Origin of the sequence: Streptomyces phaeoluteigriseus (assembly GCF_001896135.2) — a bacterium.
Lineage (GTDB): Bacteria > Actinomycetota > Actinomycetes > Streptomycetales > Streptomycetaceae > Streptomyces > Streptomyces phaeoluteigriseus.
Genome location: NZ_MPOH02000009.1, coordinates 434544 through 461321, shown reverse-complemented (window position 1 = coordinate 461321; position 26778 = coordinate 434544). Strand labels below are relative to the sequence as shown.

The 26778-nt window shown below is 71.7% G+C and carries 16 protein-coding genes and 4 pseudogenes; 16 read left to right on the top strand and 4 right to left on the bottom strand.

Features of this window, described 5'->3' with window-relative positions:
* A partial coding sequence (locus BM536_RS09730; protein ID WP_245873350.1) for a DUF4190 domain-containing protein occupies positions 1-458 on the top strand: 458 nt, incomplete at its 5' end.
* 43 nt (positions 459-501) lie between these two features.
* On the opposite strand, the pseudogene BM536_RS09725 reads toward BM536_RS09730, so the two are convergent.
* Positions 502-1058 (bottom strand): annotated as a pseudogene (locus BM536_RS09725) (NADAR family protein).
* 211 nt (positions 1059-1269) lie between these two features.
* Between BM536_RS09725 and BM536_RS09720 the strand changes: the two are divergent.
* The 7 genes from BM536_RS09720 (at position 1270) to BM536_RS09690 (ending at position 9065) form a co-directional block, all read left to right on the top strand.
* Positions 1270-2814, top strand: coding sequence for a gamma-aminobutyraldehyde dehydrogenase (locus tag BM536_RS09720; protein ID WP_094102811.1), 1545 nt, complete (start codon positions 1270-1272; stop codon positions 2812-2814).
* 54 nt (positions 2815-2868) lie between these two features.
* A complete protein-coding gene (locus tag BM536_RS09715; protein ID WP_073494125.1) occupies positions 2869-4116 on the top strand; it encodes a polyamine ABC transporter substrate-binding protein in 1248 nt (415 codons plus the stop codon).
* 4 nt (positions 4117-4120) lie between these two features.
* Positions 4121-5272: an ABC transporter ATP-binding protein gene (locus tag BM536_RS09710; protein WP_073494124.1), complete on the top strand. Its 1152-nt coding sequence runs from the start codon at positions 4121-4123 to the stop codon at positions 5270-5272.
* Entirely contained in the window at positions 5272-6201 is a 930-nt protein-coding gene (locus tag BM536_RS09705) for an ABC transporter permease (protein ID WP_073494122.1), read from the top strand. Before BM536_RS09710 ends, BM536_RS09705 begins: the two co-directional genes overlap by 1 nt.
* A complete protein-coding gene (locus BM536_RS09700) occupies positions 6202-7002 on the top strand; it encodes an ABC transporter permease (protein WP_073494120.1) in 801 nt (266 codons plus the stop codon). It abuts the gene before it with no gap.
* A gap of 21 nt (positions 7003-7023) precedes the next feature.
* The gene (locus BM536_RS09695; RefSeq protein WP_073494119.1) at positions 7024-8457 is read left to right on the top strand and encodes an NAD(P)/FAD-dependent oxidoreductase; all 1434 of its coding nucleotides are present in this window, start codon (positions 7024-7026) and stop codon (positions 8455-8457) included.
* 155 nt (positions 8458-8612) lie between these two features.
* Positions 8613-9065 carry a hypothetical protein gene (locus tag BM536_RS09690; protein WP_073494117.1) on the top strand — a complete coding sequence of 151 codons (453 nt, stop codon included), beginning with the start codon at positions 8613-8615 and terminating at the stop codon, positions 9063-9065.
* Positions 9066-9229: 164 nt separating this feature from the next.
* Here the strand turns inward: BM536_RS09690 and BM536_RS09685 are convergent, their stop codons facing one another.
* Positions 9230-10861 (bottom strand): PucR family transcriptional regulator, encoded by a 1632-nt coding sequence (locus tag BM536_RS09685; RefSeq protein WP_094102810.1) that lies wholly within the window; start codon positions 10859-10861, stop codon positions 9230-9232.
* Between the two features lie 112 nt (positions 10862-10973).
* Positions 10974-13504, bottom strand: a pseudogene (locus BM536_RS09680) (ATP/GTP-binding protein).
* Positions 13505-13772: 268 nt separating this feature from the next.
* Here BM536_RS09680 and gabT point away from each other — a divergent pair.
* The 5 genes and pseudogenes from gabT to BM536_RS09655 all read left to right on the top strand — a co-directional run bounded on the left by gabT (position 13773) and on the right by BM536_RS09655 (position 19597).
* Entirely contained in the window at positions 13773-15107 is a 1335-nt protein-coding gene (gene gabT, locus BM536_RS09675) for a 4-aminobutyrate--2-oxoglutarate transaminase (RefSeq protein ID WP_073494115.1), read from the top strand.
* A 135-nt stretch (positions 15108-15242) separates the two neighbouring features.
* Positions 15243-15463: pseudogene (locus BM536_RS42660) on the top strand (phosphatase PAP2 family protein); the annotation flags it as partial.
* A 178-nt stretch (positions 15464-15641) separates the two neighbouring features.
* Positions 15642-16514: an alpha/beta fold hydrolase gene (locus tag BM536_RS09665; RefSeq protein ID WP_073494113.1), complete on the top strand. Its 873-nt coding sequence runs from the start codon at positions 15642-15644 to the stop codon at positions 16512-16514.
* A 13-nt stretch (positions 16515-16527) separates the two neighbouring features.
* Positions 16528-17199: a phosphatase PAP2 family protein gene (locus tag BM536_RS09660; protein ID WP_094102809.1), complete on the top strand. Its 672-nt coding sequence runs from the start codon at positions 16528-16530 to the stop codon at positions 17197-17199.
* A 934-nt stretch (positions 17200-18133) separates the two neighbouring features.
* Entirely contained in the window at positions 18134-19597 is a 1464-nt protein-coding gene (locus BM536_RS09655) for an aldehyde dehydrogenase family protein (protein ID WP_094102808.1), read from the top strand.
* Positions 19598-19739: 142 nt separating this feature from the next.
* On the opposite strand, the gene BM536_RS09650 is transcribed toward BM536_RS09655, so the two are convergent.
* Positions 19740-22589, bottom strand: coding sequence for a glycoside hydrolase family 3 C-terminal domain-containing protein (locus BM536_RS09650; RefSeq protein ID WP_073494111.1), 2850 nt, complete (start codon positions 22587-22589; stop codon positions 19740-19742).
* A gap of 384 nt (positions 22590-22973) precedes the next feature.
* Between BM536_RS09650 and BM536_RS09640 the strand changes: the two are divergent.
* From BM536_RS09640 to BM536_RS09630, 3 genes and pseudogenes are all read left to right on the top strand, one after another.
* Positions 22974-24667, top strand: a pseudogene (locus tag BM536_RS09640) (extracellular solute-binding protein).
* Between the two features lie 26 nt (positions 24668-24693).
* Positions 24694-25728, top strand: a complete 1035-nt coding sequence (locus BM536_RS09635; RefSeq protein WP_073494109.1) for an ABC transporter permease — start codon at positions 24694-24696, stop codon at positions 25726-25728.
* On the top strand, positions 25725-26675 hold the full coding sequence (locus BM536_RS09630) for a carbohydrate ABC transporter permease (protein ID WP_073494107.1): 951 nt from the start codon (positions 25725-25727) through the stop codon (positions 26673-26675). Before BM536_RS09635 ends, BM536_RS09630 begins: the two co-directional genes overlap by 4 nt.
* Positions 26676-26778 lie beyond the last annotated feature (103 nt).

Here is a 26778-nt window from a genome sequence, read left to right as displayed (position 1 = left end):
ACGGCGTCCGGCCCCGCCCCCTTCGCCCCACCCGCCGACGGGGCGTCCCGCCGCCGCCGATCTCCCCCGACGGTCCCGGTCACGTGCCGTACGGCTACCCCGGCGGCTACGGCTTCCCGGGCGGGCCCGGTTACGGCGGCGTCCCCGGCCACGGCGGCACCCCCGGTTACGGCGGCGTCCCCGGCTACTACGGGTGGGCCGCCCCGCAGCCCGGCCCGAGCAACGGCATGGGGATGGCGGCCATGGTCCTCGGCATCGTCGCCGCCGTGGGCTTCTGCCTGTGGCCGGTCGCGATCATCACCGGCGTCCTCGCCCTCATCTTCGGACTGATCGGCCGGAGCAAGGCCAACCGGGGCGAGGCGTCCAACCCGGGTCAGGCCCTGGCCGGCGTCATCTGCGGGACCGTCGGGATCCTCCTCGGCACGGGCCTTGCCGTGCTGATCATGGTGGCGCCGTAGGGGCGGCCCTCCCCCGGCTCCCTCACCCGGCCCGCAGCGTCCCTCACCCGGCCCGCAGCGTCCGCCTGGCCTCCATCAGCGCGAAGCCCAGCAGGTTGGGGCCTCTCCAGCGCTCCGGGTCCGTCGCCGCGTCGTCGTCCGCGGTGAGGCCGATGCCCCAGACGCGGTCGACCGGGCTCGCCTCCACCAGCACGCGCTCGCCCGTGCCCAGGAGGTACCGCCGCAGCGCCGGATCCGCGCCGAACTTGTGGACGCTGCCCTCCACCACGATCCGGAACCGCTCGCGCCCCCAGCCGTCTCGTCGAAGCCGCGCACCAGACGCCCGGCCTTCTTCGCCTCGGAGGGGTGACCGGCGGCCAGCGCCCGGCGCTCCGCCTCCGCGTCACCGAACAGGCGTGCCTTGCCCGCCATCATCCAGTGCTCGGCCGTCGCGTACTCCACGCCGTCCACGGTGAAAGGGGACGGCCACCACTGGCTCAGGCAACTCGGTCCGATCTCTCCGTCGGGCCGCGGGCGGTGGCCCCAGAAGTGCAGATACCTGATGCGGGCTCCCGACCGGACCTCCCTGAGCAGGGCTTCCCGGGAATCGATCTTCTCCATGCATTCCACTGTGGCACGCACCACGGACAGTGCGTCTGTCCTTTTCCTCGCCGACTCGACACCTGGTCGACAGATTCCGTCGCGTAACCAAAAGGCAACAACGGAATCACTTGTTGGAGTCCCATTGCTCTGTCAGGATCGGCACTCAAATCAGGCTGGAGCTACGCCACCCACCCCCGTGGACAGGGGGGCGAAGGCGGAGGAGAGCGACATGCAGAACCCGGCTAGCGCCACCCCGGACCGAGTCGGCCGGTTTCCCGCACAGGCACGTTTCGCGGACGGCGCGCAGTACATCGCGGGCCGCCTGCGCAAGGGCACGTCCGGGCGGACGCACGCCGTGATCGACCCGGCCACCGGGGAAGAGGTCCTCACCTACGAACTCGCCGGGGCGGACGACGTCGACGCGGCCGTCGCCGCCGCCCGTGCCGCCTTCCCGGCGTGGGCGGCCGCCACCCCCGGCGAGCGCTCCGACGCCCTGCACCGTTTCGCCGCCGTCCTCGCCGAACGCGCCGAGGACTTCGCCCGTGCCGAGTCGCTCCAGTGCGGCAAGCCGCTGAAGCTGACCCGCGAGTTCGACGTCCCCGGCACCATCGACAACACCGCCTTCTTCGCGGGGGCCGCCCGGCACCTCCAGGGCCAGTCGGCCGGGGAGTACTCCGGCGACCACACCTCGTACGTACGGCGCGAACCGATCGGCGTCGTCGGCTCCGTCGCCCCCTGGAACTACCCCCTCCAGATGGCCGCCTGGAAGATCCTCCCGGCGATCGCCGCGGGCAACACGATCGTGCTCAAGCCCGCCGAACTCACCCCCCTCACCTCGCTCCTCTTCGCCCAGGCGGCCACCGACGCGGGCATCCCCGACGGCGTGATCAACGTCGTCACCGGGACCGGGCGGGAAGCGGGCGAGCACCTCGTCGGCCATCCCGACGTCGTCATGACCTCCTTCACCGGGTCCACCGCCGTGGGTAGGCGGGTCGCGGAGATCGCCACCGCCACCGTGAAGCGCCTGCACCTGGAGCTGGGCGGCAAGGCGCCCTTCGTCGTCTTCGACGACGCCGACCTGGACGCCGCCGTGCAGGGCGCGGTCGCCGGCTCGCTCATCAACACCGGGCAGGACTGCACGGCGGCCACGCGCGCCTATGTGCAGCTGCCCCTCTACGAGGCGTTCGTCGAGAGGACGGCCGCCCTCATGGAGACCGTCCGGCTCGGGGACCCCTTCGCCCCGGGCACCGACCTCGGGCCGCTGATCTCGCACGTCCAGCGCGACCGGGTCGCCGCCTTCGTCGACCGGGCGCGTGCCTACGCGCGCGTGGTGACAGGCGGCGAGGCCCCTCAGGGGGATCTCGCGAACGGCGCGTACTATCCGCCCACCCTGGTCGCGGACGCCGGGCAGGACAGCGAGATCGTCCAGTCCGAGATCTTCGGGCCGGTCCTCGTCGTCCTCCCCTTCGACAGCGACGACGAGGGCATCGCGCTCGCCAACGACACGCCGTACGGGCTGGCCGCCTCCGCGTGGAGCCGGGACGTCTACCGGGCGAACCGGGCGACACGCGAGATCAAGGCCGGATGCGTGTGGGTCAACGACCACATCCCGATCATCAGCGAGATGCCTCACGGCGGATACAAGGCGTCCGGCTTCGGCAAGGACATGTCCGCCTACTCGTTCGAGGAGTACACCCAGATCAAGCACGTCATGTTCGACAACACCGCGGTGGTCCGCAAGGACTGGCACCGCACCGTCTTCGGGGACCGTTAGTCACGAATTCCGGCCGCCGACCGGGCCGAATCCTCCCGAAAGGGCACCACGCGCATGGAGCAGTACGAGCCAGACCGCCTGACCCCGCCCCAAGCGGCCGCCATGCGGCGCAGTCTCCGCAACGGCAGGGCAGCCATGACCCGCAGGTCGCTGCTGCGCGCCTCGGCGGGCGGCGCCCTGACACTGGGCGGCCTCGGGGCGCTGAGCGCCTGCGGGATCCCCGCGGCCGGCAAGACCGAGGGCGGCACGTCCGCCGAGGACCACTCGGCGAAGGAGAAGACCGTCAGCTTCTCCAACTGGACCGAGTACATGGACGTCGACGAGGCGGGCAAGCACCACCCGACCCTCGACACGTTCACGGAGCGGACCGGCATCAAGGTCAAGTACACCGAGGACATCAACGACAACAACGAGTTCTTCGGCAAGATCAAGCCGCAGCTCGCCGCGGGCCAGGAGACCGGGCGCGACCTCGTCGTCCTCACCGACTGGCTCGCCGCCCGCCTCATCCGCCTGGGCTGGGTCCAGAAACTGGACCCGTCCAACCTGCCGCACGCGTACGCCAACCTGTCGGGCCAGTTCCGCAGCCCCGACTGGGACCCCGGGCGGGCGTACTCCTACCCCTGGCAGGGCATCTCCACGGTCATCGCCTACAACAAGAAGGCGCTCGACGGCGTCGAGGTGAAGTCGGTCTCCGACCTGCTCGACAACCCCAAACTCAAGGGCCGCGTCGGGTTCCTCACCGAGATGCGCGACAGCATCGGCATGACACTGCTGGACATGGGCAAGGACCCCGGGAAGTTCACGGACGACGACTACGCGGCGGCGATCGCCCGCCTCCAGAAGGGCGTCGACAGCGGGCAGATCCGCCGCTTCACCGGCAACGACTACACGTCGGACATCACCAGCGGCGACTTCGCGGCCTGCATCGCCTGGGCCGGTGACGTCGTCCAGCTCAAGGCGGACAGCCCGGACATCGACTTCCTGATCCCGGACAGCGGATACCTGACGTCCAGCGACAACATGCTGATCCCCAACAAGGCCCGTCACAAGACGAACGCCGAGCGGCTCATCGACTACTACTACGAGCCCCGGCCGGCCGCCGAACTCGCCGCCTACATCAACTACGTCTGTCCCGTCGACGGAGTGAAGGACGAGCTGGCGAAGATCGACGAGGATGCGGCGAACAACCCGCTGATCATCCCCGACAAGGCCATGCAGGCCAAGTCCCACGCCTTCCGCTCACTGAGCGCCGAGGAAGAGACGGCCTATGAAGCGCAGTTCGCGAAGCTCACTGGGGCGTGACGAGATGAAGACGACGACCGACGCCGGCGGCGATGTCCGCCTCTCCGGGATCAGCAAGACCTACGGCTCCTTCACCGCCGTCCACCCGCTCGACCTGACCGTCCCGCAGGGCTCCTTCTTCGCCCTGCTCGGCGCCTCGGGCTGCGGCAAGACCACCACCCTGCGCATGATCGCCGGCCTGGAGGAGCCCACGTCCGGGACCGTCCACCTCGGCGACCAGGACGTCACGGCCCTCCCGCCCTACAAGCGGCCCGTGAACACCGTCTTCCAGTCCTACGCCCTCTTCCCGCACCTCGACATCTTCGAGAACGTCGCCTTCGGCCTGCGCCGACGCGGCATCAAGAGCGTGAAGAAGCAGGTCGGGGACATGCTGGACCTCGTCCAGCTCGGCGAGCAGGCCCGCAAGAAGCCGCACCAGCTCTCCGGCGGCCAGCAGCAGCGCGTCGCCGTGGCCCGCGCCCTGATCAACCACCCCAGGGTGCTCCTCCTCGACGAACCCCTCGGCGCCCTCGACCTCAAGCTGCGCCGCCAGATGCAGCTGGAGCTCAAGCGCATCCAGACCGAGGTCGGCATCACCTTCGTGCACGTCACGCACGACCAGGAGGAGGCCATGACCATGGCCGACACGGTCGCCGTGATGAACGCGGGCCGCGTCGAGCAGCTCGGCTCGCCCGCCGACCTGTACGAGAACCCGCGCAGCACCTTCGTCGCGAACTTCCTCGGCACCTCCAACCTCATCGAGGCCGAGGTCGACTCCAGGAGCGGCGAGGACGTCGTGCTGAGGGCCGGCGGCGGCAAGCTCGTACTGCCGGAAGCCCGCTGCGCGGCGCCGACGACGACCGGCGGCAAGGTGCTCGTCGGCATCCGCCCGGAGAAGATCTCCCTCACCCACGCCGACGACGCCGGCGGGATCCCGGAGGGCCGCAACCGCATCACCGGCACGATCGCCGCCACGTCGTTCATCGGCGTCTCCACGCAGTACGTCGTCGACAGCGCCGTCTGCCCCGAGTTCGAGGTCTACGTCCAGAACGTCGACCGCGACACCCGGCTGGCCCCCGGCGCCGAGGTCGTCCTGCACTGGAGCCCCGCCCACACCTTCGGCTTCGACGCCGAACAGGCCATCGACGCCGGCCTGGACGAAGAGGCGGCGCTCTGATGGCGACCCTCACGGAGGCGCCACCGCCCCTCGTCCCGACCGCCCCGGAGACCGGGCCGCCCCGCAGGCGGGGCCGCTGGACGCCCTACTGGCTGCTGCTGCCCGGCATGCTCTGGCTGCTGGTGTTCTTCGCGCTGCCGATGATCTACCAGGCCTCCACGTCCGTGCAGACCGGCTCCCTCGAAGAGGGCTACAAGGTCACCTGGCACTTCGCGACCTACTGGGACGCGCTGAGCGACTACTGGCCGCAGTTCCTGCGCTCGGTCCTCTACGCCGCCGCCGCGACGATCCTGTGCCTGGTGCTGGGCTATCCGCTCGCCTACCTGATCGCCTTCCGCGCGGGCCGCTGGCGGAACCTGATCATGGTCCTGGTGATCGCGCCGTTCTTCACCAGCTTCCTGATCCGCACCCTCGCCTGGAAGACGATCCTGTCGGACGGCGGGCCCGTCGTCGGTGCCCTCAACACGCTCCACGTGCTGGACGTGACGAGCTGGCTCGGCTGGACCGCGGGGGACCGGGTGCTGGCCACGCCGCTGGCGGTGGTCTGCGGCCTGACGTACAACTTCCTGCCGTTCATGATCCTTCCGCTCTACACCTCGCTGGAGCGCATCGACGGACGGCTGCACGAGGCGGCCGGCGACCTGTACGCCAGGCCCGTCACCACCTTCCGCAAGGTCACCTTCCCGCTGTCGATGCCGGGCGTGGTCTCCGGCACGCTGCTGACCTTCATCCCGGCGTCCGGCGACTACGTCAACGCCGAACTCCTCGGCTCCACCGACACCCGCATGATCGGCAACGTCATCCAGACGCAGTTCCTGCGGGTGCTGGACTACCCGACGGCCGCGGCGCTCTCCTTCATCCTCATGGCCGCGATCCTTTTCATGGTCACCTTCTACATCCGCAGGTCCGGGACGGAGGATCTGGTCTGAATGCCTCTCGTCAACTGGTTCAAGAGGAAATTCGTCGTCATCGCGGGGCTTCTGACGCTCGCCTATCTGCTGCTGCCCAACATCGTCGTCACGGTGTTCTCCTTCAACGAACCGAAGGGGCGCTTCAACTACGAGTGGCAGCAGTTCTCCGCCGACGCCTGGAAGGACCCGTGCGGGGTCTCCGGGCTGTGCGGCTCACTGTCGCTCAGCCTCCAGATCGCGTTCTGGGCGACGCTCGGCGCGACCGCGCTCGGCACGATGATCGCCTTCGCGCTGGTCCGCTACCGCTTCCGCGCGCGGGGCGCCGTCAGCTCGCTGATCTTCCTGCCCATGGCCATGCCCGAGGTCGTCATGGCGGCCTCGCTGCTCACGCTGTTCCTGAACATGGGCGCGCAGCTGGGTTTCTGGACGATCCTCATCGCCCACATCATGTTCTGCCTCAGCTTCGTCGTGACGGCCGTGAAGGCACGCGTCATGTCGATGGACCCGAGGCTGGAACAGGCGGCCCAGGACCTCTACGCCGGCCCGCTCCAGACCTTCTGGCGGGTCACCCTGCCGATCGCCGCACCGGGAATCGCCGCGGGCGCGCTGCTCGCCTTCGCGCTCTCCTTCGACGATTTCATCATCACCAATTTCAACGCGGGCTCCACCGTGACCTTCCCCATGTTCGTCTGGGGCTCGGCACAGCGCGGAACGCCCGTCCAGATCAACGTCATCGGTACGGCCATGTTCCTCGTCGCCGTCCTGATCGTCCTGACCTCGATGGTCGTCAACAACCGCCGTAACAAGCAAAAGGCGTAAGCCCTGTAGGGAGTTGGAATCATGGCCCCAAGCGCCATGAGCCGTGGCAGAGACAATCACTGGACGACATCGCTCGCGGATGCGCAGCCGGTTCCCTACTGGCTGGAGGATCCGGGAAAGCCCCACCCCGAGCCCGCGCTCACCGCCGCCACGACCTGCGACCTGCTGGTCGTGGGCGGCGGGTACAGCGGACTGTGGACAGCGCTGATCGCCAAGGAGCGCGAGCCGCAGCGGGACGTGGTGCTGCTGGAGGGCCGCGAGGTGGGCTGGGCCGCCTCGGGCCGCAACGGGGGCTTCTGCGCGGCCTCCCTCACCCACGGACTCGCCAACGGGCTGACCCGCTGGCCGGACGAGATCCACCGGCTGGAGGAACTGGGCGCGCGCAACCTCGACGGGATCGAGGCGGCGATCGCCCGGTACGGCATCGACTGCGACTTCGAGCGCACCGGCGAGATCGACGTGGCGACCGAGCCCTACCAGGCACGCGAACTGCGCGACTGGTACGAGGAGATCGACGCCAAGGGCCTCGCCGAGGGCATCGAGTTCCTCGACGGCGAAGCGGTCCGCGAACAGGTCGACTCGCCCACCTTCCAGGCGGGTCTGTACGACCGCCGGGGCGTGGCCATGCTCCACCCGGCGAAACTCGCGTGGGGCCTGAAGCAGGCGTGCCTGCGCCTCGGCGTCCGCGTCCACGAGCACACCCCCGCGCTGACGCTGAAGCCGCACGGCACGGGGATGGCCGTGGGCACCCCGTACGGGCAGGTCCGCGCGCGGCAGGTCGCGCTCGGCACGAACGTCTTCCCCAACCTGGTCAAGCGGGTCCGCGCCTACACCGTGCCGGTCTACGACTACGCGCTGATGACGGAACCGCTGAGCGCCGGACAGCTCGACGCGATCGGCTGGAAGAACCGGCAGGGCCTCGGCGACAGCGCGAACCAGTTCCACTACTTCCGGCTCTCCGCCGACAACCGAGTCCTGTGGGGTGGCTACGACGCGATCTACCCGTACGGCGGCCGGGTGCGCGCCGAGTACGACGACCGGCCTGAGACGTACGCCAAGCTCGCCGAGCACTTCTTCACCTGCTTCCCCCAGCTGGAGGGGGTGCGCTTCACGCACGCGTGGGGCGGCGCCATCGACACCTGCTCGCGCTTCTCGGCCTTCTTCGGCACGGCCCACCGGGGGAAGGTGGCCTATGCCGCCGGGTACACGGGGCTCGGGGTGGGCGCGACCCGGTTCGGCGCCGAGGTGATGCTCGACCTGCTGGCCGGCGAGCCCACCGAGCTGACCTCGCTGGAGATGGTCCGCAGGAAGCCGCTGCCCTTCCCGCCGGAGCCCTTCGCCTGGACCGGCATCGCCCTCACCAAGTGGTCGCTGGCGCGGGCGGACGCGCACGACGGGCGCCGCAACCTGTGGCTGCGGGCGATGGACCGGCTCGGGCTGGGCTTCGACAGCTGACGCCGCGACGACGACCGACGCCTCGGCGGCCGGCGGTCCGGTGCCGGAGTGAGCCGGTTCACTCCGACGAGGATGCCGAACCCGCGTAATGCCCGCCGGAAACCTCCCTCTCCCTGGTGACGCGCACGCGTCGACGAGACACAGGGAGGTCCCACATGGCTGGGGCGAAGACAGCCGTCGAATGGCTGGCATCCGTCGCACCGGATCCCGCGGCCTGCCGCTGGGAATGGGAGCGCAACCCCCTCGGGGTCGCGCTCCTGCCCGCGGGCAGGGCCTGGGACGTGCTCATCCTGCCGGGCGAACTCGGCTACCCCACCCTTGACGTCCTCACCCGCATCCTCGGCCGGCCCGGACCCGTACTGGCCGACTTCGGGGACAACCGGATGGGGTTTCTCGTGCCACCCGGCACGGCCGCCCGCTGGGTCGGCACCGGCATCCGCACGGCAGGGCCCGGCACCTGGATCGTCGTGCCCCATCCGGGCCGCTCGACCGGCGCCGTCCGCTGGCTGGTCCCGCCGGACGGCTCCGGCACGCTGACCGACCCGGCCCTCCTCGAACTGGCCATGCACGAGGCGGTGGCGGGCCCCGCCGGGGGAGCGGCCGGCTGACCCGCCCGTCCACGGCGCCACCGACCCCGGCCACCTGCCCCGGCCGGGACAGTGACCCCGGCTCTGCCGGGGGCGACCCGTCACCGACGTCGGCCGCCCATACGGCACCCGTCACCGACGACGGCCGCCCATGCGGCGACGCGGCGCTCCCCGCTGCCCGGCGGCTACTCCGGTGCCGTCGCCTTCAGCGCCAGCCACAGCTCCATCCGTACGTCCGGGTCGTCCAGGGAGCGGCCCAGGATCTCCTCGACGCGGCGCATGCGGTAGCGCAGGGTGTGCCGGTGGACGCCGAGGTCGGCCGCCGCGGCGTCCCACTGGCCGTGGCGGGAGAGCCAGGCGCGCAGGGAGGCCACCAGATCGCCCCGGCCCGTCGCGTCGTGCTCGTGCAGGGCCCTCAGCAGACCGTCCGCGAAGGCCTTCACCGCGTCGTCCGCGAGGAGCGGCAGCACCGAGCCCGCCGCGAGCTGCTCGTGCTCCACGAGGACCCGGCCCCTCCGCCGCGCCACCGACAGCGCCTGCTCGGCCTGCTTGTACGCGGCCGCCGCGGCGATCGGACCGGCCGGCCCGGACAGGCCGACGACCAGTTCGTCCTCCTCGCCCTCGGCCCCGGACGCCCGCGCGTCCTCCAGCGCGGCCGCGTACGAGGCGACGGCCGCGGCAGCCGCGCCCCCGTCGACGGCGAGCGCCACCAGCCGCTCGCCCTCGGGCACCACCAGCACCGTCTCCCCGGACCTGGCCGCCGCCGACTCCACGACCTCGGCCAGTGCGCCCAGGGGATCCTCGGCCCGGTCGGCGGATCCGGGCACGCGCGCGTGCGAGGACGCGTCGGCGTGGCCCCGCGCGGACGCCGGCTCGGCCACCAGCACCCGGAACGGGGCGTCCAGCAGACCGCCGTACAGCTCACCGGCGACGGCCCGCGCGTGGTCCGGTTCGCCCGCCAGCATCATGCGCAGCACCGCCACACCGATGCGCTGTTCCGCCGCCTGGAGGGAGCGGGAGCGTTCGGTGGTGAGGGTCAGCAGGGCGATCGCCGAGTGGACGGCGTAGCGCTCCGCCGTGCCGGGGGCCGACGCCGTGCCGACCGCGAGGGCGGCCCGCGGGCGGCGCCCGGTGCCCAGCGAGTGCAGCTCGACCCGGTCGTCGTGGTCGGAGTGCTCCGGCCCGCCGACCACCGCCGAGGCCGGTACCGGACGCTCCCGCAGCCGCTCCACGTCCGCGGTGAGCCGCGCGGCCCGCCGCTCCGCCCACTCCGGCGCGGCGGCGACGACGGCGCCCGAGGCGTCGTAGAGCGCGGCCCAGCCGTCGACCTGGGAGGCGAGCGCGGCGAGCAGGCCCTCGGGGCCGTCCGTCAACGCCTGCCGGGTCAGCTCGCGCTGGGCCGCGAAACCCGCCGTCACCGCCCGGTACTGGTCGGCCGCGATCGCCGCCGACACCTCCTTGCTGATGGCGAGGAACGGCGTGCGGCGGGGCACCTCCAGCAGGGGCAGGCCCTCCTCCTCGGCCGCGTCCACGAGGGCCTTCGGGATCTCCTCGTAGTTGACGCCCACGGCGAAGCCGAGCCCCACCACCCCGGCCCCGGCCAGCCGCTTCACATAGCGCCGCATCGCCCCGGGGTCCTCCGCGTCCAGCTTCAGCGCGGTGATCAGCAGCAGCTCCCCGCCCTCCATGTACGGCACGGGGTCGGCGAGTTCGCTGACGTGCGCCCAGCGCACCGGCACGTCCAGACGGTCCCCGCCCGCCCGCACGGTCAGCTTCAGTGCGGAGTGGTGGACGAGCGAGGCGAGCGTGGGGGGCATGGGACCTTCAGGTCTGAGGCGGACGCCGGGCGATCAGGTGGATGATCTTTTGGCCGCTTCGTATGAAGGGCCTATGCCGATTCTGCCTCACTGTAGGGGTCGCCGGGCCGCCTCAGCCGCGCAGATCCACCAGCAGCGGCGGCGCGTGCTCACCCTGGACGGTGGTCAGGGACAGCACCGCGTGCCCCGGCGGCACCTCGTGCGCCAGCTGGGACGCCGACCACCGCTCCCGTTCCACCTGGCGCACGGTCACCGCGTCCGTGGTGACCGCCTTGCCGGTGACCAGCTTGCGCAGGGCGTGCAGGGCGCGGGTCATCGGCTGGTCGGCGAAGACCGTGTGCTTGGCGACCTCCGTCGTCTCCACCCACTCGGTGCCCCAGGTCTGCGCGAACCGGCTGCCGTCCCAGGTGGTGATCCCGGAGAACGCCATCCGGCAGCCGACGGCCCCGTACAGCGGACCGTGCAGGGCCTCCGGGACGTCGGCGACCGTGCGCAGCGACAGCAGCACGCCCGCGTTCTGCGAGCGCAGCCGCTGGATCCGGCGCACCGAGCCGGCGGTGACCGCGCCCGTCGCGTCGTCCAGGACCAGGGCGGCGAAGTGACCGCGCCCCGCCTCCCGTACGACCGTGTGGAACTGGGCGAGGACGAGCCGGGTGATCAGCCGGCCGGCCTCCTCGTGGCCGCGCTCCGGCAGGTCGACGCGCACCCGCAGCGGGTGGTGGGCGACGGAGCGCAGCGAGAACGCCCGGTGCGCGCCGCTCTGCGGCCCGCCGTCCCCGCCGAGGAAGTCGGCGAAGGCCGGCCGGTTCAGCAGGGCCAGGCGGTCGGCGAGGGCGCGGCCCGGATCACCCGGCGCACCCGCCTGCCGGACGCGCGCGTCCAGCTCACGGCGCATGACCTCGTCACCGGCCACCGCCTCGCGCAGCGCGGACAGCGCCGTCGGCTCGCCCTCCAGCAGCTCGCGCAGGACCGGCAGCGGCGGGAAGCGGCCGTGCACGGCCCGGTAGGGGCCGAGGAGCTGGGCGAGGGCGGTGGCCGCGCCCTGCGCGTTCACCGTGTCGAGGTCGCCCACCAGCGCCTCGGCGAGGACGGCGGCGGCCTCGTCGGGGTCGTCGCACCCGGCGTACGGATCGAGGTCGTGCACCGACGAGGGGTCGCCGATCCGGACGATCACGTCGAAGGCGGAGTCGGAGCCGAGCGGGCTCCCGGCCGAGGAGACCGCGACGAGCGCGCACGCCCCGGTGAGCGCCTGGAGGGCCAGTGCCTCGGTGACCGGCTCCACCAGGGTGCGCGTCTTGCCCGAGCCGGACGGCCCGACCGCGAGCAGCGAGGTGCCCAGCACGTCCGGGCCGAGCGCGGCGCCCGCGTCGTGATAGGCGGCGGGGGCACGTTCGCCGGCCACCCACCGCCCGATGCGGACCTGGCGCGCGAGCAGGTCGTGGCGGCCGGTGCGGCGGGGCAGGTCGCGGGAGCCGGAGGGGTGCGTCCAGGCGGCCCCGGCCTGGCGCAGCACGGTCTCCCGGAAGTCCGGCCGGCGGACGTCCACGCGCGCACGACGCGCGCGCAGTCCACGTCGTTGATGCGTCCGGCCGCGACCTCGGCGGTCAGCACGTCGGCCGCCTCGTGCTGCCCGGCGTCGCGCAGCTCGGGCCACTCGGCGCGCGGGCGCTCCACGGGGGCGGGCGTCGCGGGGTCGGCCGCCGCACGCCGGGCGGCGAGCCGTTCCCTCAGATACGGCCACCAGCCGCCGACCAGTGCGAACGGCCAGACGACGAGCAGGGTGATCACGGTGTACAGCGCGTTGGTGAACAGCCGGGAGGCGAACAGCTCGTAGCTGCCGGCGATCAGCGCGATCAGGGAGAACAGGGGGTCGATGACGGGCAGGGCGTCCCAGCCCACCCCCGGGAAGGCGGTCGGGAACACGAAGCTCAGCGCGACCAGGGCGCCCAGCAGCCCGAGCAGTGCCCGCGCGGGCTGCGGCCGACGGCCGACGAAGTGGCGTACGGCGTCGGGCCAGGCGCCCAGCCGCCCCATGGCGAACACGAGGACGGCGAAGAAGACGCCGTCGTAGACCACGCGGGCCTCGGCGCCCTCCATGTTCTTCGGGGAGGCGATCGTGCCGCCCCACCACCAGTCGTCCGGCGTGAACAGTCGCAGCGGCGCGAACTGGTACGGCAGGCTCCCGCGGCGCCACAGCGACCACAGCACCAGCGCCACCACGAACGGGATGAGCAGGCCGACGACGGTGACCGGCGCGAGCCGCTCCGACGCCCGCGCGGCCTTCGGCAGCCGGTACCCGAACCGCCAGATGCCCGGCCCGGCCGTCGCACGGGGCTCGTTCAGCCAGGCGGCCACGGCCGAGGGGGCCACCGCGGAGGAGACCGGGGCACCCGGCCCCCCGGCACGCGGCACGGACGGCGTAGCGGCGGGCACGGACGGCGTACTGGCAGGCACGGACGGCATACCGGGCGGCACCGACGGCGTACCGGCAGGCAGCGGCGGTGCGTCGCCCGGCCGGGGCGGCACCGTGGGCGGCGCCGGCACACCGGCGGGCGGCGTCGCGGCGCGCTCCGGCGGCACCGCCGGTCGCGGCACAGGATCCGCCTGCGCGCCCCGCGCGTCCTGCGTCCCGTCGCTGTCCATCGCCCTTGCCCCCTGACCAGCCGCTCCGTCCACCATCGCCGAGTCAATCTAACGCCCCCGCAAGGGGAGTTCACCGCTCACGCGGCCGGGTCCCGGCGGCGGACCCTCCGAGTGGCTATGTCCACGACGGACAACCGGCGCCGCCGACAACGCCCACATGGAGCATGCCCGCACCCCCTTCCCCGCCCTAGCCTGCGAGAAAAGAACCTGTGCGTCCGTAAAACGCACCCCGGTACGCCCGGTACGCAAGATCATCAGGGAGCCCCCCATGACCGCACTTCCGCAGGAGCGCCGCGTCGTCACCGCCATCCCCGGCCCGAAGTCGCAGGAGCTTCAGGCCCGCCGCGTCGCCGCGGTCGCGCAGGGCGTGGGCTCTGTGCTGCCGGTGTTCACCGCGCGAGCGGGCGGCGGCATCATCGAGGACGTCGACGGCAACCGGCTGATCGACTTCGGCTCCGGAATCGCGGTGACCAGCGTCGGCGCCTCCGCCGAGGCCGTCGTACGCCGGGCCGCCGCGCAGCTCGCCGACTTCACCCACACCTGTTTCATGGTCACCCCGTACGAGGGCTACGTGGAGGTCGCCGAGGCGCTCGCCGAGCTGACCCCGGGTGACCACGCCAAGAAGTCCGCGCTGTTCAACAGCGGTGCGGAGGCCGTCGAGAACGCCGTCAAGATCGCCCGCGCGTACACCAAGCGCCAGGCGGTCGTCGTCTTCGACCACGGCTACCACGGCCGGACGAACCTGACGATGGCGCTGACGTCGAAGAACATGCCCTACAAGAACGGCTTCGGTCCGTTCGCGCCCGAGGTCTACCGGGTGCCGGTGGCCTACGGCTACCGCTGGCCGACCGGGGCCGAGAACGCCGGCCCGGAGGCCGCCGCCCAGGCCATCGACCAGATCTCCAAGCAGGTCGGCGCCGACAACGTGGCCGCGATCATCATCGAGCCGGTGCTCGGCGAGGGCGGTTTCATCGAGCCGGCCAAGGGCTTCCTGCCCGCGATCAGCGAGTTCGCCGCCGCCAACGGCATCGTCTTCGTCGCGGACGAGATCCAGTCCGGCTTCTGCCGCACCGGCCAGTGGTTCGCCTGCGAGGACGAGGGCATCGTCCCGGACCTGATCACCACCGCCAAGGGCATCGCGGGCGGGCTGCCGCTCGCCGCCGTCACCGGCCGCGCCGAGATCATGGACGCCGCGCACGCGGGCGGCCTCGGCGGCACCTACGGCGGCAACCCGGTCGCCTGCGCCGGCGCGCTCGGCTCCATCGAGACGATGAAGGAGCTGGACCTCAACGGGAAGGCGAAGGCGATCGAGGCCACGATGAAGGCCCGGCTGACCGCGATGCAGGACAAGTTCGACATCATCGGTGACGTGCGTGGCCGCGGCGCGATGATCGCCATCGAGCTGGTCAAGGACCGTACGACCAAGGAGCCGAACCCGGAGGCGACCGCCGCGCTCGCCAAGGCCTGCCACCAGGAGGGCCTGCTGGTCCTGACCTGTGGCACCTACGGCAACGTGCTGCGCTTCCTGCCGCCGCTGGTCATCGGTGAGGACCTGCTCGACGAGGGTCTGGACATCATCGAGCAGGCTTTCGCCCGCGTCTGAGCGGGACCTGTGCGTCCGGTCCGCGAGCCACGGAATCGCGGGCCGGGCAGAGCGTGTGAAGAAGGTGTGCGAGGTGGATGGCGGGAGGGAGATCCGCCTGTCGTCCCTGGAGTCACTGCCGTAGGTTCTACCCAGATGAGAGATACACCCCGCTCACAGGGGACTGTGGGCGAACCCAGGCCGGGGCCTCCCCAGCTTCGACCTGGTCGTGCCTCGCGCACACAACCGGAGCCCTCGGCTTCGGATCTCCTCACCGATCGGACGGTCGCTCGCCCCAAACCCCCCGGGGCGCGCGACATTCCGATCCGGACGGCCACCCCGGAACCACCCCCCCTGTTCCGGGGTGGCGACCTCCTTCTCGGACGCCGATCTCCCGGGCGCCGACCTTTCGGACACAGGCCAGAGACTGCGGACCCCGGTTCACGCCCCGGGGTCCCTTTTTTGAGGGAATAGCGATACGATACGTCTCGTCTCGCACTCTCGGCCTCGCGGCTTCTTCGAGCCCCGTCCGCCGCCCGTCCGCTGGAGGCCCCCATGCACCGCCACGTCGACGCAGCCCCCGGCATCCGCCTCTGGGTGGAGGAGCGCGGTCCCGCGGACGCGCCCCCGCTCCTGCTGATCATGGGCGCCCAGGCCAGCGGGGTCGGCTGGCCCGACCCGTTCGTGGACCTCCTCGCCGCCCGCCACCGCGTCATCCGCTACGACCACCGTGACACCGGCCGCTCCACGTGGGCGTTCGACGAGCAGCCGTACCCGATCACCGCGCTCGCGGCCGACGCCGTGACGGTCCTCGACGCCCTCGGTGTCGACCGGGCCCATGTCGTCGGCCTCTCCCTCGGCGGCATGCTCACCCAACTGCTGCTCGCCGACCACCCCGACCGGCTGCGCACCGCGACCCTGATGGGCACCCAGGCGCTCAGCTCCACGCCGTACGTACGGCCGGACGGTGTGGAGGTGCCCGTCGAGGAGCTGCCCGGGATCGACCCGCGGGTGCTGGAGCTGTGGGCCCGGCCCGTGCCGCCCGACCTGGACCTGGAGGCCGAGCTGGACCGCAGGGTGGAGCACTGGCGGGCGCTGAGCGGTGACGCCCTCCCCTTCGACGCCGCGTACACCCGTGCCTCGGAGCGCGGGATCATCGAGCACACCGGGCATCACCGCACCAACACCGCGCACGGCCGGGCCGACGTCTTCGGCATGGACCGCACCCGGCAGCTCGCCCGCAACGAGGTCCCCACCCTGGTGATCGCCGCCCCGGCCGAGCCGGTCTTCCCGCCGCCGCACCCGCAGCACCTCGCCCAGGTGATCCGTGGCGCCCGCCTGGTGGAGATCCCCGGCATGGGACACGCCCTGCCGCCCGCGGTGCACGCACCGCTGGCCGCCGCGATCCTGGAGCACAGCGGTTCCTGACAAGCTGGGGGCCATGTCGACCCGCTCCCACCCGGCGTCCGAGGGTGCCGCCTCGGCGCCCCCAGCCCCCGGACGCCCCGCCCGGGGCGCGCTCCTGCTCGGCCTCCCCGCGCTCCTCTTCACCCTGTTCACCTGGCAGGTCGCCGTCGAAGGGCCCCTGCTGGAGCTGGACGAGCGCCTGAGCCGGGCCCTCGTCCAACCCGGCCGGGCCGCCGAGCTGATGGCCGACCTGGGCAATGTGCAGGTCGCGGTGCCCGTGCTGGTACTGATCGCCGGGTACACCGCCCGGCGGGCACGGTCGGCGGGCGTGCCGCGGTGGTGGCTGCCGTCCGTCGCCGGGCTCGCGCTGATGGTGATGGTGCCGCTGATCGTCGTACCCCTGAAGGAGTGGACGGACCGGCCGGGGACGCCCGCCGTGCCGCCGGCGACCGGTTACTACCCGTCCGGCCACACCGCGACGGCGGCCGTGGCCTACGGCGCGGCGGTACTGGTCCTGCTGCCCTGGCTGGTCTCCCCGCCCGCCCGCCGCACGGCCGTCGCCACGGCGCTCGTGCTGGTCGCGGCCGTCTCCTTCGGGCTCGTACGGCGGGGCTACCACTGGCCGCTCGACGTGGTGGCGAGCTGGTGCCTGGGCGCGATGCTGCTGGGGGCGCTGTGGCTGTTCCTGCGGAGGGTCGCGCGGTAGCCGTCCGCGCCGACGGCGTCACCCGGCCGACGGCCCGGGCGCTCCGCACGGTGGCGTGGTGCAGGCCCGACAGCGCTGTGGCTCGCGCCGGTCCGGCGCATGGGGCGTCCCCCCGGCCGACAGCGCTGCGGCTCGCGCCGGCTCGGTGCATGGGGCGTCCCCTGGGCTGACAGCGCTGCGGCTCGCGGCTCATGGCCCCGACGGCGCTCTTACCGCCGTCGGACCCGCGGAGCGGTCGCGGCACGGGCGCCGTCCGCGAGCCGGTCTCCGAGCGGCTGAGCTGCGGGCACCGCCGAGCCGGTCTCCGGGGGCGGAGCCGCGGGTGCGGCGGTTGTTCCTGCCGGGTTCGGCGTGGGAGTGGTTGGTGGGGGAGTGTTCGGTGGCGGTCGATCGGACCGCTGAGGGGGTTTTCGGGCGCGGTGGTGCTGCGGGTGCTGCGGTGGGCGCTGCTGCGTTCCGTGTGGGAGTGGTGGGCGGGGGAGTCTTCGGCGGGGGTCCGTGGCGCAGCCGAGCGGGTTTTCGGGCACGGCGGAGCTGCGGGCGTCGCGGTTGTCGCTGCCGCGTTCCGCGGGGAGTGGTAGCCACACGAGTGTTCGGCTGCGCTGCGGGCACAGCCGAGCCCGTCTCCGGGGGCGGAGCCGCGGGCGTGGCGGTTGTTCCTGCCGCGTTCCGCGTGGGAGTGGTCGGCGCGAGCGGTCGGCGCCGGTCCTGTGCGGGGCCCGGATCCGCGGTGGGCCGGGTGCCGCGCTGGGGCACGTGTGCGGGGCCCGGATCCGCGGTGAGCAGGGTGCCGTGCCGTGGCCGACTCCGCCAAAGCGGCGCACCCCCCGCCCCCACCACTACGACTCGGACAAACGCCCCTCCGCCGCCGCGCCCCTACCGTGGAGCAGGAAAAGCCAGCACACCCACTACGCGGAAGGGCCGGGACTCTCTCATGCCCCAGGAAAAGAACGCGGGGGCCACCCACGCCTTCTGGCTCGCCGGCCGCCAGGTCACCGGCGAGGACAGCTTCGACGTCACCTCCCCGTGGGACGGCCGTCTCGTCGGCACGGTCGGCGTGCCGAGCGACGCGCAGGTCGAGGAGGCCGTGGCCGCCGCGTACGCCGTGCGGGACGAGTTCGCCGCCACCCCGGCGCACGTCCGTGCCGCCGCCCTCGACCACGTCAGCAAGCGGCTCGTCGAGCGCACCGAGGAGATCGCCCAGCTGATCTCCGCCGAGAACGGCAAGCCGATCAAGTGGGCGCGCGGCGAGGTCGGCCGGGCCGTGTCCGTGTTCCGGTTCGCCGCCGAGGAGGCCCGCCGGTTCAACGGCGGTGAGGCCCAGCGGCTCGACACCGACGCCGGCGGTCAGGGCCGCCTGGCCCTGACCCGGCGCTTCCCGAAGGGCGTCGTGCTCGGCATCGCGCCGTTCAACTTCCCGCTGAACCTGTGCGCCCACAAGATCGCCCCGGCGATCGCGGCGGGTGCGCCGATCATCCTGAAGCCCGCCCCGGCCACCCCGCTCTCCGGCCTGATCATCGGCGAACTGCTCGCCGAGACCGAGCTGCCGGCCGGTTCGTGGAGCATCCTGCCGGTCTCCAACGACCGCATGCCCGCCCTCGTCCAGGACGAGCGGCTGCCGGTGATCTCCTTCACGGGTTCCGAGAAGGTCGGCTACGCGATCATGGACTCGGTGCCGCGCAAGCACTGCACCCTGGAGCTGGGCGGCAACGGCGCGGCCGTCGTCCTCGCCGACTTCGCGAGCGACGCCGACCTCGACTGGGCCGCGACCCGCATCGCCACCTTCTCCAACTACCAGGGCGGCCAGTCCTGCATCTCCGTGCAGCGGGTCATCGCCGACGCCTCCGTCTACGACCGGCTGCTGCCGCGCATCGTCGCCGCCGTCGAGGCCCAGGTCACCGGTGACCCGTCCGACGACAGGACCGATGTCGGACCGCTGGTCAGCGAGGACGCCGCCAGGCGCGTCGAGTCGTGGGTCGACGAGGCGGTCTCCGCGGGCGCCACGCTCCTCGCCGGAGGCAAGCGCGACGGCGCCTCGTACGCGCCGACCGTCCTCACCGACGTACCGGCGAGCGCCACCCTCTCCTGCGAGGAGGTCTTCGGGCCGGTCCTCACCGTGCGCAGGGTGGACGGCGAGGCCGAGGCCTTCGCCGCCGTCAACGACTCCAAGTACGGCCTCCAGGCGGGCGTTTTCACCCATGACATCCAGGCCGCCTTCCGCGCCCACCGGGCGCTGGAGGTCGGCGGCGTGATCATCGGCGACGTGCCCTCCTACCGCGCCGACCAGATGCCGTACGGCGGAGCCAAGCAGTCCGGTGTGGGCCGCGAGGGCGTGCGGTTCGCGATGGACGACTACACCTACGAGCGTGTGCTGGTCCTCACCGGACTCGCCCTGTGAAACGGACCCCGAGGCCCTCTGGCTAATGGGAACCGTGTTCAGCTAGTCTCGCTCGGGACGCGAGCTCGTCGTCCCGGAAGGGGCCCGGCACCGATGCCTTCCGGTGCCGGGCCCCTTCCTCGTGCCGGCCGTGTCCGTACCCTCAGCCGGAGAAGCCGACGAGCGCGAGCCGCAGCGGGCCGCGCAGCCTGAGACGCAGATCCTGGACGCCCTCGGCGCCGAAGGGGGCGTCGAGCTGGGTGTAGGCGTACGGCCCCGGCGTGGGCGTGCCCGGGGTGAGGGTCGCCAGCGCCGGGCCGTCGGCCAGGCAGACCTCCACCGTGCCCCCGCCCGCCACCTGCACGCTCACGCGCGTGACACCCGTGCCGAAGTCGCAGGCCCGGTAGAGCAGTTCGGCGGTGCCGTCCGCCGCGGGCGTCACCGCGTCACCCGCCACCTTCGTCCGGTCCACGATCTCCGCGCCGCTCTGCTCGTCGAAGTCGACGGCGGCCAGTCCGTCGCGCAGGACCGGACGGGGGGCGGCCCGCTCGCCGTCCAGGGTCACCGTCGTACGCAGCCGGACGTCCTCGCTGGACGCGCCCACCAGCAGTTCGTACGGTCCCGGCTCGCGGCGCCAGTCGCCCCGCGCCACGTCCCAGAACGCGAAGGCGGACAGGGGGACCTCGAAGGACAGTGCCGTCCGCGCGCCGGGGGCCAGCGTGACCCGGTGGTGGGCCAGCAGTTCGCGCCGGGGACGGGTGACCGAGGGGTCCACCGCCCGCGAGTAGAGCTGGGCGACCTCGTCGGCGGTCACCTCCCCGGTGTTGGTCACCGTGAAGGAGACCCGCACCGAGCCCTCCGCGACCCGCACCGCCAGATCGGCGTACGCGAACGACGCGTACGACAGGCCGTGCCCGAACGGGAACAGGGGAGTGCCCTCGAAGTACAGATATGTCTGGCGGGCGCCGATCACGTCGTAGTCCAGCAGGTCGGGCAGGTCCGCGTCGTCGGCGTACCAGGTCTGCGGCAGCCGGCCCGCCGGGGACACGTCACCGGCCAGGACCCGCGCCAGGGCGGTGCCCGCGGCCTGACCGCCGTGCGCCGTCCACAGCACCGCGGACAGCCGCCCCGGCTCGATCGCGTACGGGTACGCCGACACCAGCGCCAGCACCGTGCGCGGATTCGCGGCGCGGGCCGCCTCGAGCAGTTCCTCCTGCCGGCCGGGCAGCCGCAGGGTCGTACGGTCCTCGGTCTCGCGGCCGTTGATGTGCGGGTCGTTGCCCGCCACCACCACGACCACGTCCGCCCGCGCCGCCGCCCGCGTCACCGCCTCCTCGCCGCGCTCGGTGACGACGAGGCGGAACACCTCCGCCTCCGTCGCGGAGTGCTCGTCGGCAACCTTCACGCCGTCGGCGGCGACACAGACGTGGCGACCCGTGCCGAGATGCCGCAGGAGGTGACCGTCGCCGTGGGGTTCGAGGCGGAACGTCTCCTGCACGACCCAGCCGCCGGGCTGGTCCGCGGAGGCGCGCAGGAAGCCGTCCTCGGCGACCGAGAGGTAGCGGCCGTCGGGGGCGCGCAGGGTGAGCACGTCCCCGCCCCAGTCGACCAGCGCGAACTCGGTGCCGTCGGGGTCGGCGGTGAGCGCCGGGAGGTCGGTGCGGCCGGCGAGCAGCGCCGGGTCCAGGGCGCCCTCGGCGCCGCGCACCTCATCGGTGGCCCCGGGGGCCGGTCGCACCTTGAGAAACGTTCCGGCGGCGGTCCGCAGCAGGACCCGGTCCACGCCCTCCGCGAACTCCACGCGCTCCGCGCCGAACCGCTCGTACAGCCCCTCCAGCGGAGTGGACCGGTGGATCAGGGTGCCGCTGTACCAGTCGAGCTTGCACTCGTCGGCGAGCAGGCCGACCACCGCGATCCGGGCGTCCGCGGCCAGCGGCAGCACCCCGTCGTTGCGCAGCAGCACCACCGCCTGCTCGGCGGCCTCCCGCGCGAGGGCACGGTGGGCCGGGGTGTCGAACTCGCCGGTGCCCGCGTAGGGGTCGTGACGCGGATCGAACTCGCCCAGCCGGAACCGCACCGAGAGCTGGCGGCGGACCGCCGCGTCGATGTCCGCCTCGGCCAGCAGACCCCGCTCGTACGCCCCCGTCACCCGCGCGACGATCTTCGAGCCGTCCGTGCCGTGGTCGGTGAAGCTGTCCACGCCGGCGGTCAGCGAGGCAGCCGTCGCCTCCTCGTGGGTGTCGAAGTAGTGCTCGGAGTCGACCAGGTTGGAGGGCGCCCCCGCGTCCGAGCAGACCAGCAGCTCCTCCTCGGTCCAGGCCCGCAGTTGCTCGCGCAGATACGGCGACACGTGGTTGGGGCGCCCGTTGACCAGGTTGTACGCCGGCATCACCCCGGCCACCGCGCCCGCCTCGACGGTCTCGCGGAAGGCGCGCAGGTCGTACTCGTGCAGCACACGCGGCCGCACCGAGGACGAGGTGACGTCACGGCCCGTCTCGTTGTTGTGGGCCAGCCAGTGCTTGAGGACCGGAGCCGTCCGCCAGTAGGTCGGATGGTCGCCGCGCAGACCGTGCGTATAGGCGGTGGCGATGGCGGAGGTGAGCTTCGGGTCCTCCGAGTAGCCCTCCTCGTTGCGGCCCCACAGGGGGTGGCGCAGCAGGTTGACCGTGGGCGCCCAGACGTTGAGGCCGATCCGGTCGTCGCGGGCGCGCATCGCGCGCACCTCCTTGGACACCGCCTCTCCGACCCGCCGCACCAGCTCCGGGTTCCAGGTCGCGCCCAGCCCCACGGCCTGCGGGAACACCGTCGCCGGGCCCATCCACGCCACTCCGTGCAGCGCCTCCTGACCGGTGCGGAAGGCACCGACGCCGAGCCGTTCCACGGCGGGGGCGAACTGGTGCAGGAAGGAGATCTTCTCCTGGAGGGTCAGTCGCGACAGCAGATCGTCGATGCGCTTCGCGAACGGCAGACGCGGATCGCGGAACGGCGGGGCGGGCGGCGTGGATGCGGTCACGTGAGGTTCCCTTTGCGATGGAGCGGGGAGGCGCTTTCGAAGCGCTTCGATGCTCATTCGGCCCCGGGGTGGGTGTCAAGGGACCCCGCGGCAACAACTAGGACTCTTGGGCGACATTTCAAGTCGTGCATGCGCGCCGACCAAACCCGGACGCCTCGGAGGAATCTTGGGAGCGACCCTTGTGCACCCCCATGCCTTCACTTAACCTCACAGCAACATCGAAGCGCTTCGACGATCCTTCGCCAGTGTGGAGCCTCCGCCGCGAGGCAGGCAGACCTCCGACGATCAGGGACCGGAGACGCTTCAGCTCAGCCAGTTCCACTCAAGACACCGCAGCCGACGGCCACCGCCGGGTGTCCTGGTGCGCCATGAAGGGTTGACGCAATGACGCCGAACGCCGCTTCCGCCTCCTCCGGGCCCAGCCGGAGAAGCTTCCTCGCCTCCACGGCGGTCGCCACCGCAGCGGTGGCAGGAGGGATGCCGCTGCTCGCCGCCTGCGGCGGTTCGGACAGCGGCTCGCGCGACGGCACCACCTCGGGCAAGGACGCCAGGAAGATCCTGCCGACCTTCGTCGCCAACAACGTGGTGACGCCCGACATCCCGTCCAAGAACGGCTCCTCGGTCGGTTTCACCGGCAAGCTCGACCTGGCGGGCCTGAAGACCTCGGTACCGAAGAAGCTCGGCAAGGGCGCGAAGGTCACCGTGATGTCGCCGTTCTGGGGATCGCCCCCGAAGGGTGGCAACCCCTACTACACGGCGATGAACGCCCTCACCGGCGTCGACGTCGTCTGGCAGAACCAGGACGGAAACACCTACGACCAGAAGCTCGGCGCCGTGCTCGCCTCCAGCGACGTGCCCGATGTCGTGGTCGTCCCCGGCTGGAACATGGGCGGCAAGATACCGAGCGCCATCCTCAGCAAGTTCGCCGACCTGGGCCCGTACCTCTCCGGGGACGCGGTCAAGGACTACCCGAACCTCGCGGCGATACCGACCGACGCCTGGCAGCGGTCGATCTTCGGCGGCAAACTGCGCGGCCTGCCGATGCCGTCCTCGTACGTGACGAACATCGTGCCCTTCTACCGCAAGGACCTCTTCGACAAGGCGGGCTACACGGTCCCGAAGACCACCGAGGAGTTCGTGGCGCTGGCCAAGGAGATCACCAACGCCAAGGCCAAGGTGTGGGCCTGTGGCGACATGAAGTGGACGGCGTTCAACAGCTTCGGCGTGCCGTCGGCGGGGAGAAGCCGCTCGGCTGGATCGTCCAGGACGGCAAGCTGGTCAACCGCATCGAACTGGACGCCTACCTCGAAGCGCTGGAGTGGTCCCGCAAGCTGTTCGACGCCGGATACGTGCACCCCGACTTCAAGCTGGGCAAGAGCCAGGCCATCGATCCGAGCACCAAGTTCGCGGCCGGCGAGTTCCTCATCTACAACACCGACATCTCCAGCTGGTACGGGCAGCAGGCCTCGCAGGCCACCCAGAACCCCGGCTTCCAGATCTGGGGCATGGACATCTTCGGCACCGGCGGCTCCGACCCGGTCATCTACGCCACCCAGCCGGCCAACATCTTCGCCTTCGTCAACAAGAAGGCCTCCGAATCGGTCATCCGTGACGTGCTGGCCGTCGCCAACGCCACCGCCGCCCCGTACGGCACCAAGGAGTACATGCTCACCAACTACGGGGTGGAGGGCACGCACTACGCGGTCAAGGACGGCGTGCCCGTCAAGAACGACAAGGGCAACCAGGAGGTCGCCAACGCGTTCGTGATGATCGCGAGCCCGGCGTCCACCATCGCCCACCCCGACCTCCCGGACGTCGCCAGGGGCCAGGTCGAGTGGCAGCAGCGGATGGGCGCCTTCACCAAGAAGTCGGCCTTCTACGGCATGCAGATCACCGAGCCCAGCCGCTGGACCAACCTGTCCAACGACTTCGAGCAGCTGGAGGACGACATCGTCCGCGGCCGCAAGAAGATCAGCGACATGCAGGCCGCCGTCTCGGACTGGAAGAAGAAGGGCGGCGACCAGCTCCGCGACTGGTACCAGAAGCTGCTCGACGAGAACGGCACGGCGGCGAGCTGACCGGCGGCGAGGCGAGGAGAACGGCCGTGTCCCACAGCACGGTGCCTCGGAGCAGGCCCGAGGCCGAGAAGACGGACAAGACCCCGGCGGCGTCCGGCGGAACCACCGGTTCCGCGGGGAGACGGTCCTCGGGCAAGCTGAGCCTGCGGACCAGGTTCCGGCGCGACCGCGTCCTGCTGCTGATGACGCTGCCCGCGGTCGCACTGGTCCTGCTCTTCAACTACCTGCCGATCCTCGGCAACGTGGTCGCCTTCCAGGACTACGACCCCTACATCAGCGACAACGGGGTCGTCTCCATCCTGAACAGCCCCTGGGTGGGTCTGGAGAACTTCCAGCGGCTCTTCGAGGACTCGGCGTTCTGGGAGGCGGTCCAGAACACGCTGGTGCTGTTCTTCCTCCAGCTCGTGCTGTACTTCCCGATCCCGATCGGGCTCGCGCTGCTCATCAACAGTGTGGTCAGGCCCCGGGTGCGGGCGGTGTCGCAGGCGATCCTCTACCTGCCGCACTTCTTCTCCTGGGTGCTGGTCATCGCCGTGTTCCAGCAGCTCTTCGGCGGCGCGGGAATCCTCTCGCAGCTGCTGCGGCAGAACGGGTACGACGGCATCGACATCATGACCGACCCGGAGACCTTCAAGTTCCTCATCACCGCGCAGAGCGTGTGGAAGGACGCCGGCTGGGGCATCATCGTCTTCCTCGCCGCCCTCGCGTCGGTGAACCCGGACCTGTACGAGGCCGCCGCGATGGACGGCGCCAACCGGTGGCGCCGCATGTGGCACGTCACCCTCCCCGCCCTGCGGCCGGTCATCGCCCTGCTGCTGGTGCTCCGTGTGGGCGACGCCCTCACGGTCGGGTTCGAACAGATCCTTCTGCAACGCGACGCGGTGGGACCAGGGGCCTCGGAGGTCCTCGACACCTTCGTGTGGTGGAACGGCGTCCGCAACCAGGACTTCGGCTACGCGGCCGCCGCCGGTCTGATCAAGGGCGTGATCAGCCTCGGCCTCGTGCTCGTCGCGAACAAGGTGGCCCATCTCATGGGCGAGCAGGGGGTGTACAAGAAGTGAGCACCGTGACCGACCGGCCCGCGGCCGACAAGAGCGTGCGCGCACCGAGCCGTTGGGCCGCCCCGCCGCGGCCCTCGTGGGAGGAGCAGCCCAGCAGGGCGGGCCTCGCGGGCAAGGGAATCGCCCTGGGCTTCGCCTGCCTCGCGATCGTCTTCCCGCTGTGGATCGTCCTCGTCACCAGTCTCTCCTCACGGAAGACCATCGATGAGGCCGGCGGCCTGGTGATGATCCCGAAGGAGATCGACTTCATCGCCTACCGCGAACTCCTCAGCGGTGGCCAGGTCACCCGGGCCGCGATCATCAGCGTCCTGATCACCGTCGTCGGTACGGCGTTCTCCATGACGGTGTCCGTGCTGTGCGCCTACGGCCTGTCCCGCTCGGGGTCGCTCGCCCACCGCTGGATCCTGATGACCCTGCTGGCGACGATGTTCTTCAGCGCGGGACTGATCCCGACCTACCTGCTGGTGCAGTCCCTCGGGCTGACCGACACCTACCTCGCGCTGATCCTGCCGAGCGCGATCAGTGTCTTCAACATCCTGGTCCTGCGCGGCTTCTTCATGGGGATCTCGCAGGAACTCATCGACAGCGCGCGGATCGACGGGGCGGGGGACTTCCGCATCCTCTGGCAGATCGTGATGCCGCTGTCGCGTGCGGTGCTGGCGGTGATCACGCTGTTCTACGCCGTCGGGTACTGGAGCGCCTGGTTCAACGCCTCGCTGTACCTCAACGACCAGGACATGATGCCGCTCCAGAACGTCATGATCCAGCTGGTGCAGAAACAGGAGGCGCCGGTCGGGATGGGGCAGGCCATCAAAACGGGTCAACTGTCGGCGCTGGCCGTGCAGATGGCGGTCATGGTGATGGCTCTGCTGCCGGTGGCAGTGCTGTCCCCGTTCGTCCAGAAGCACTTCAAGAAGGGGATGCTGACGGGGGCGGTGAAGGGCTGAGAGCGGCTCCGCCGGTCGAACCGGATACGAGCCGTCCCCCGTCCTCGACCCGTCGGTGGCCGGTCGCGCGGTTCCCCCCGCCCCTCGGGCACGTCCACTCACG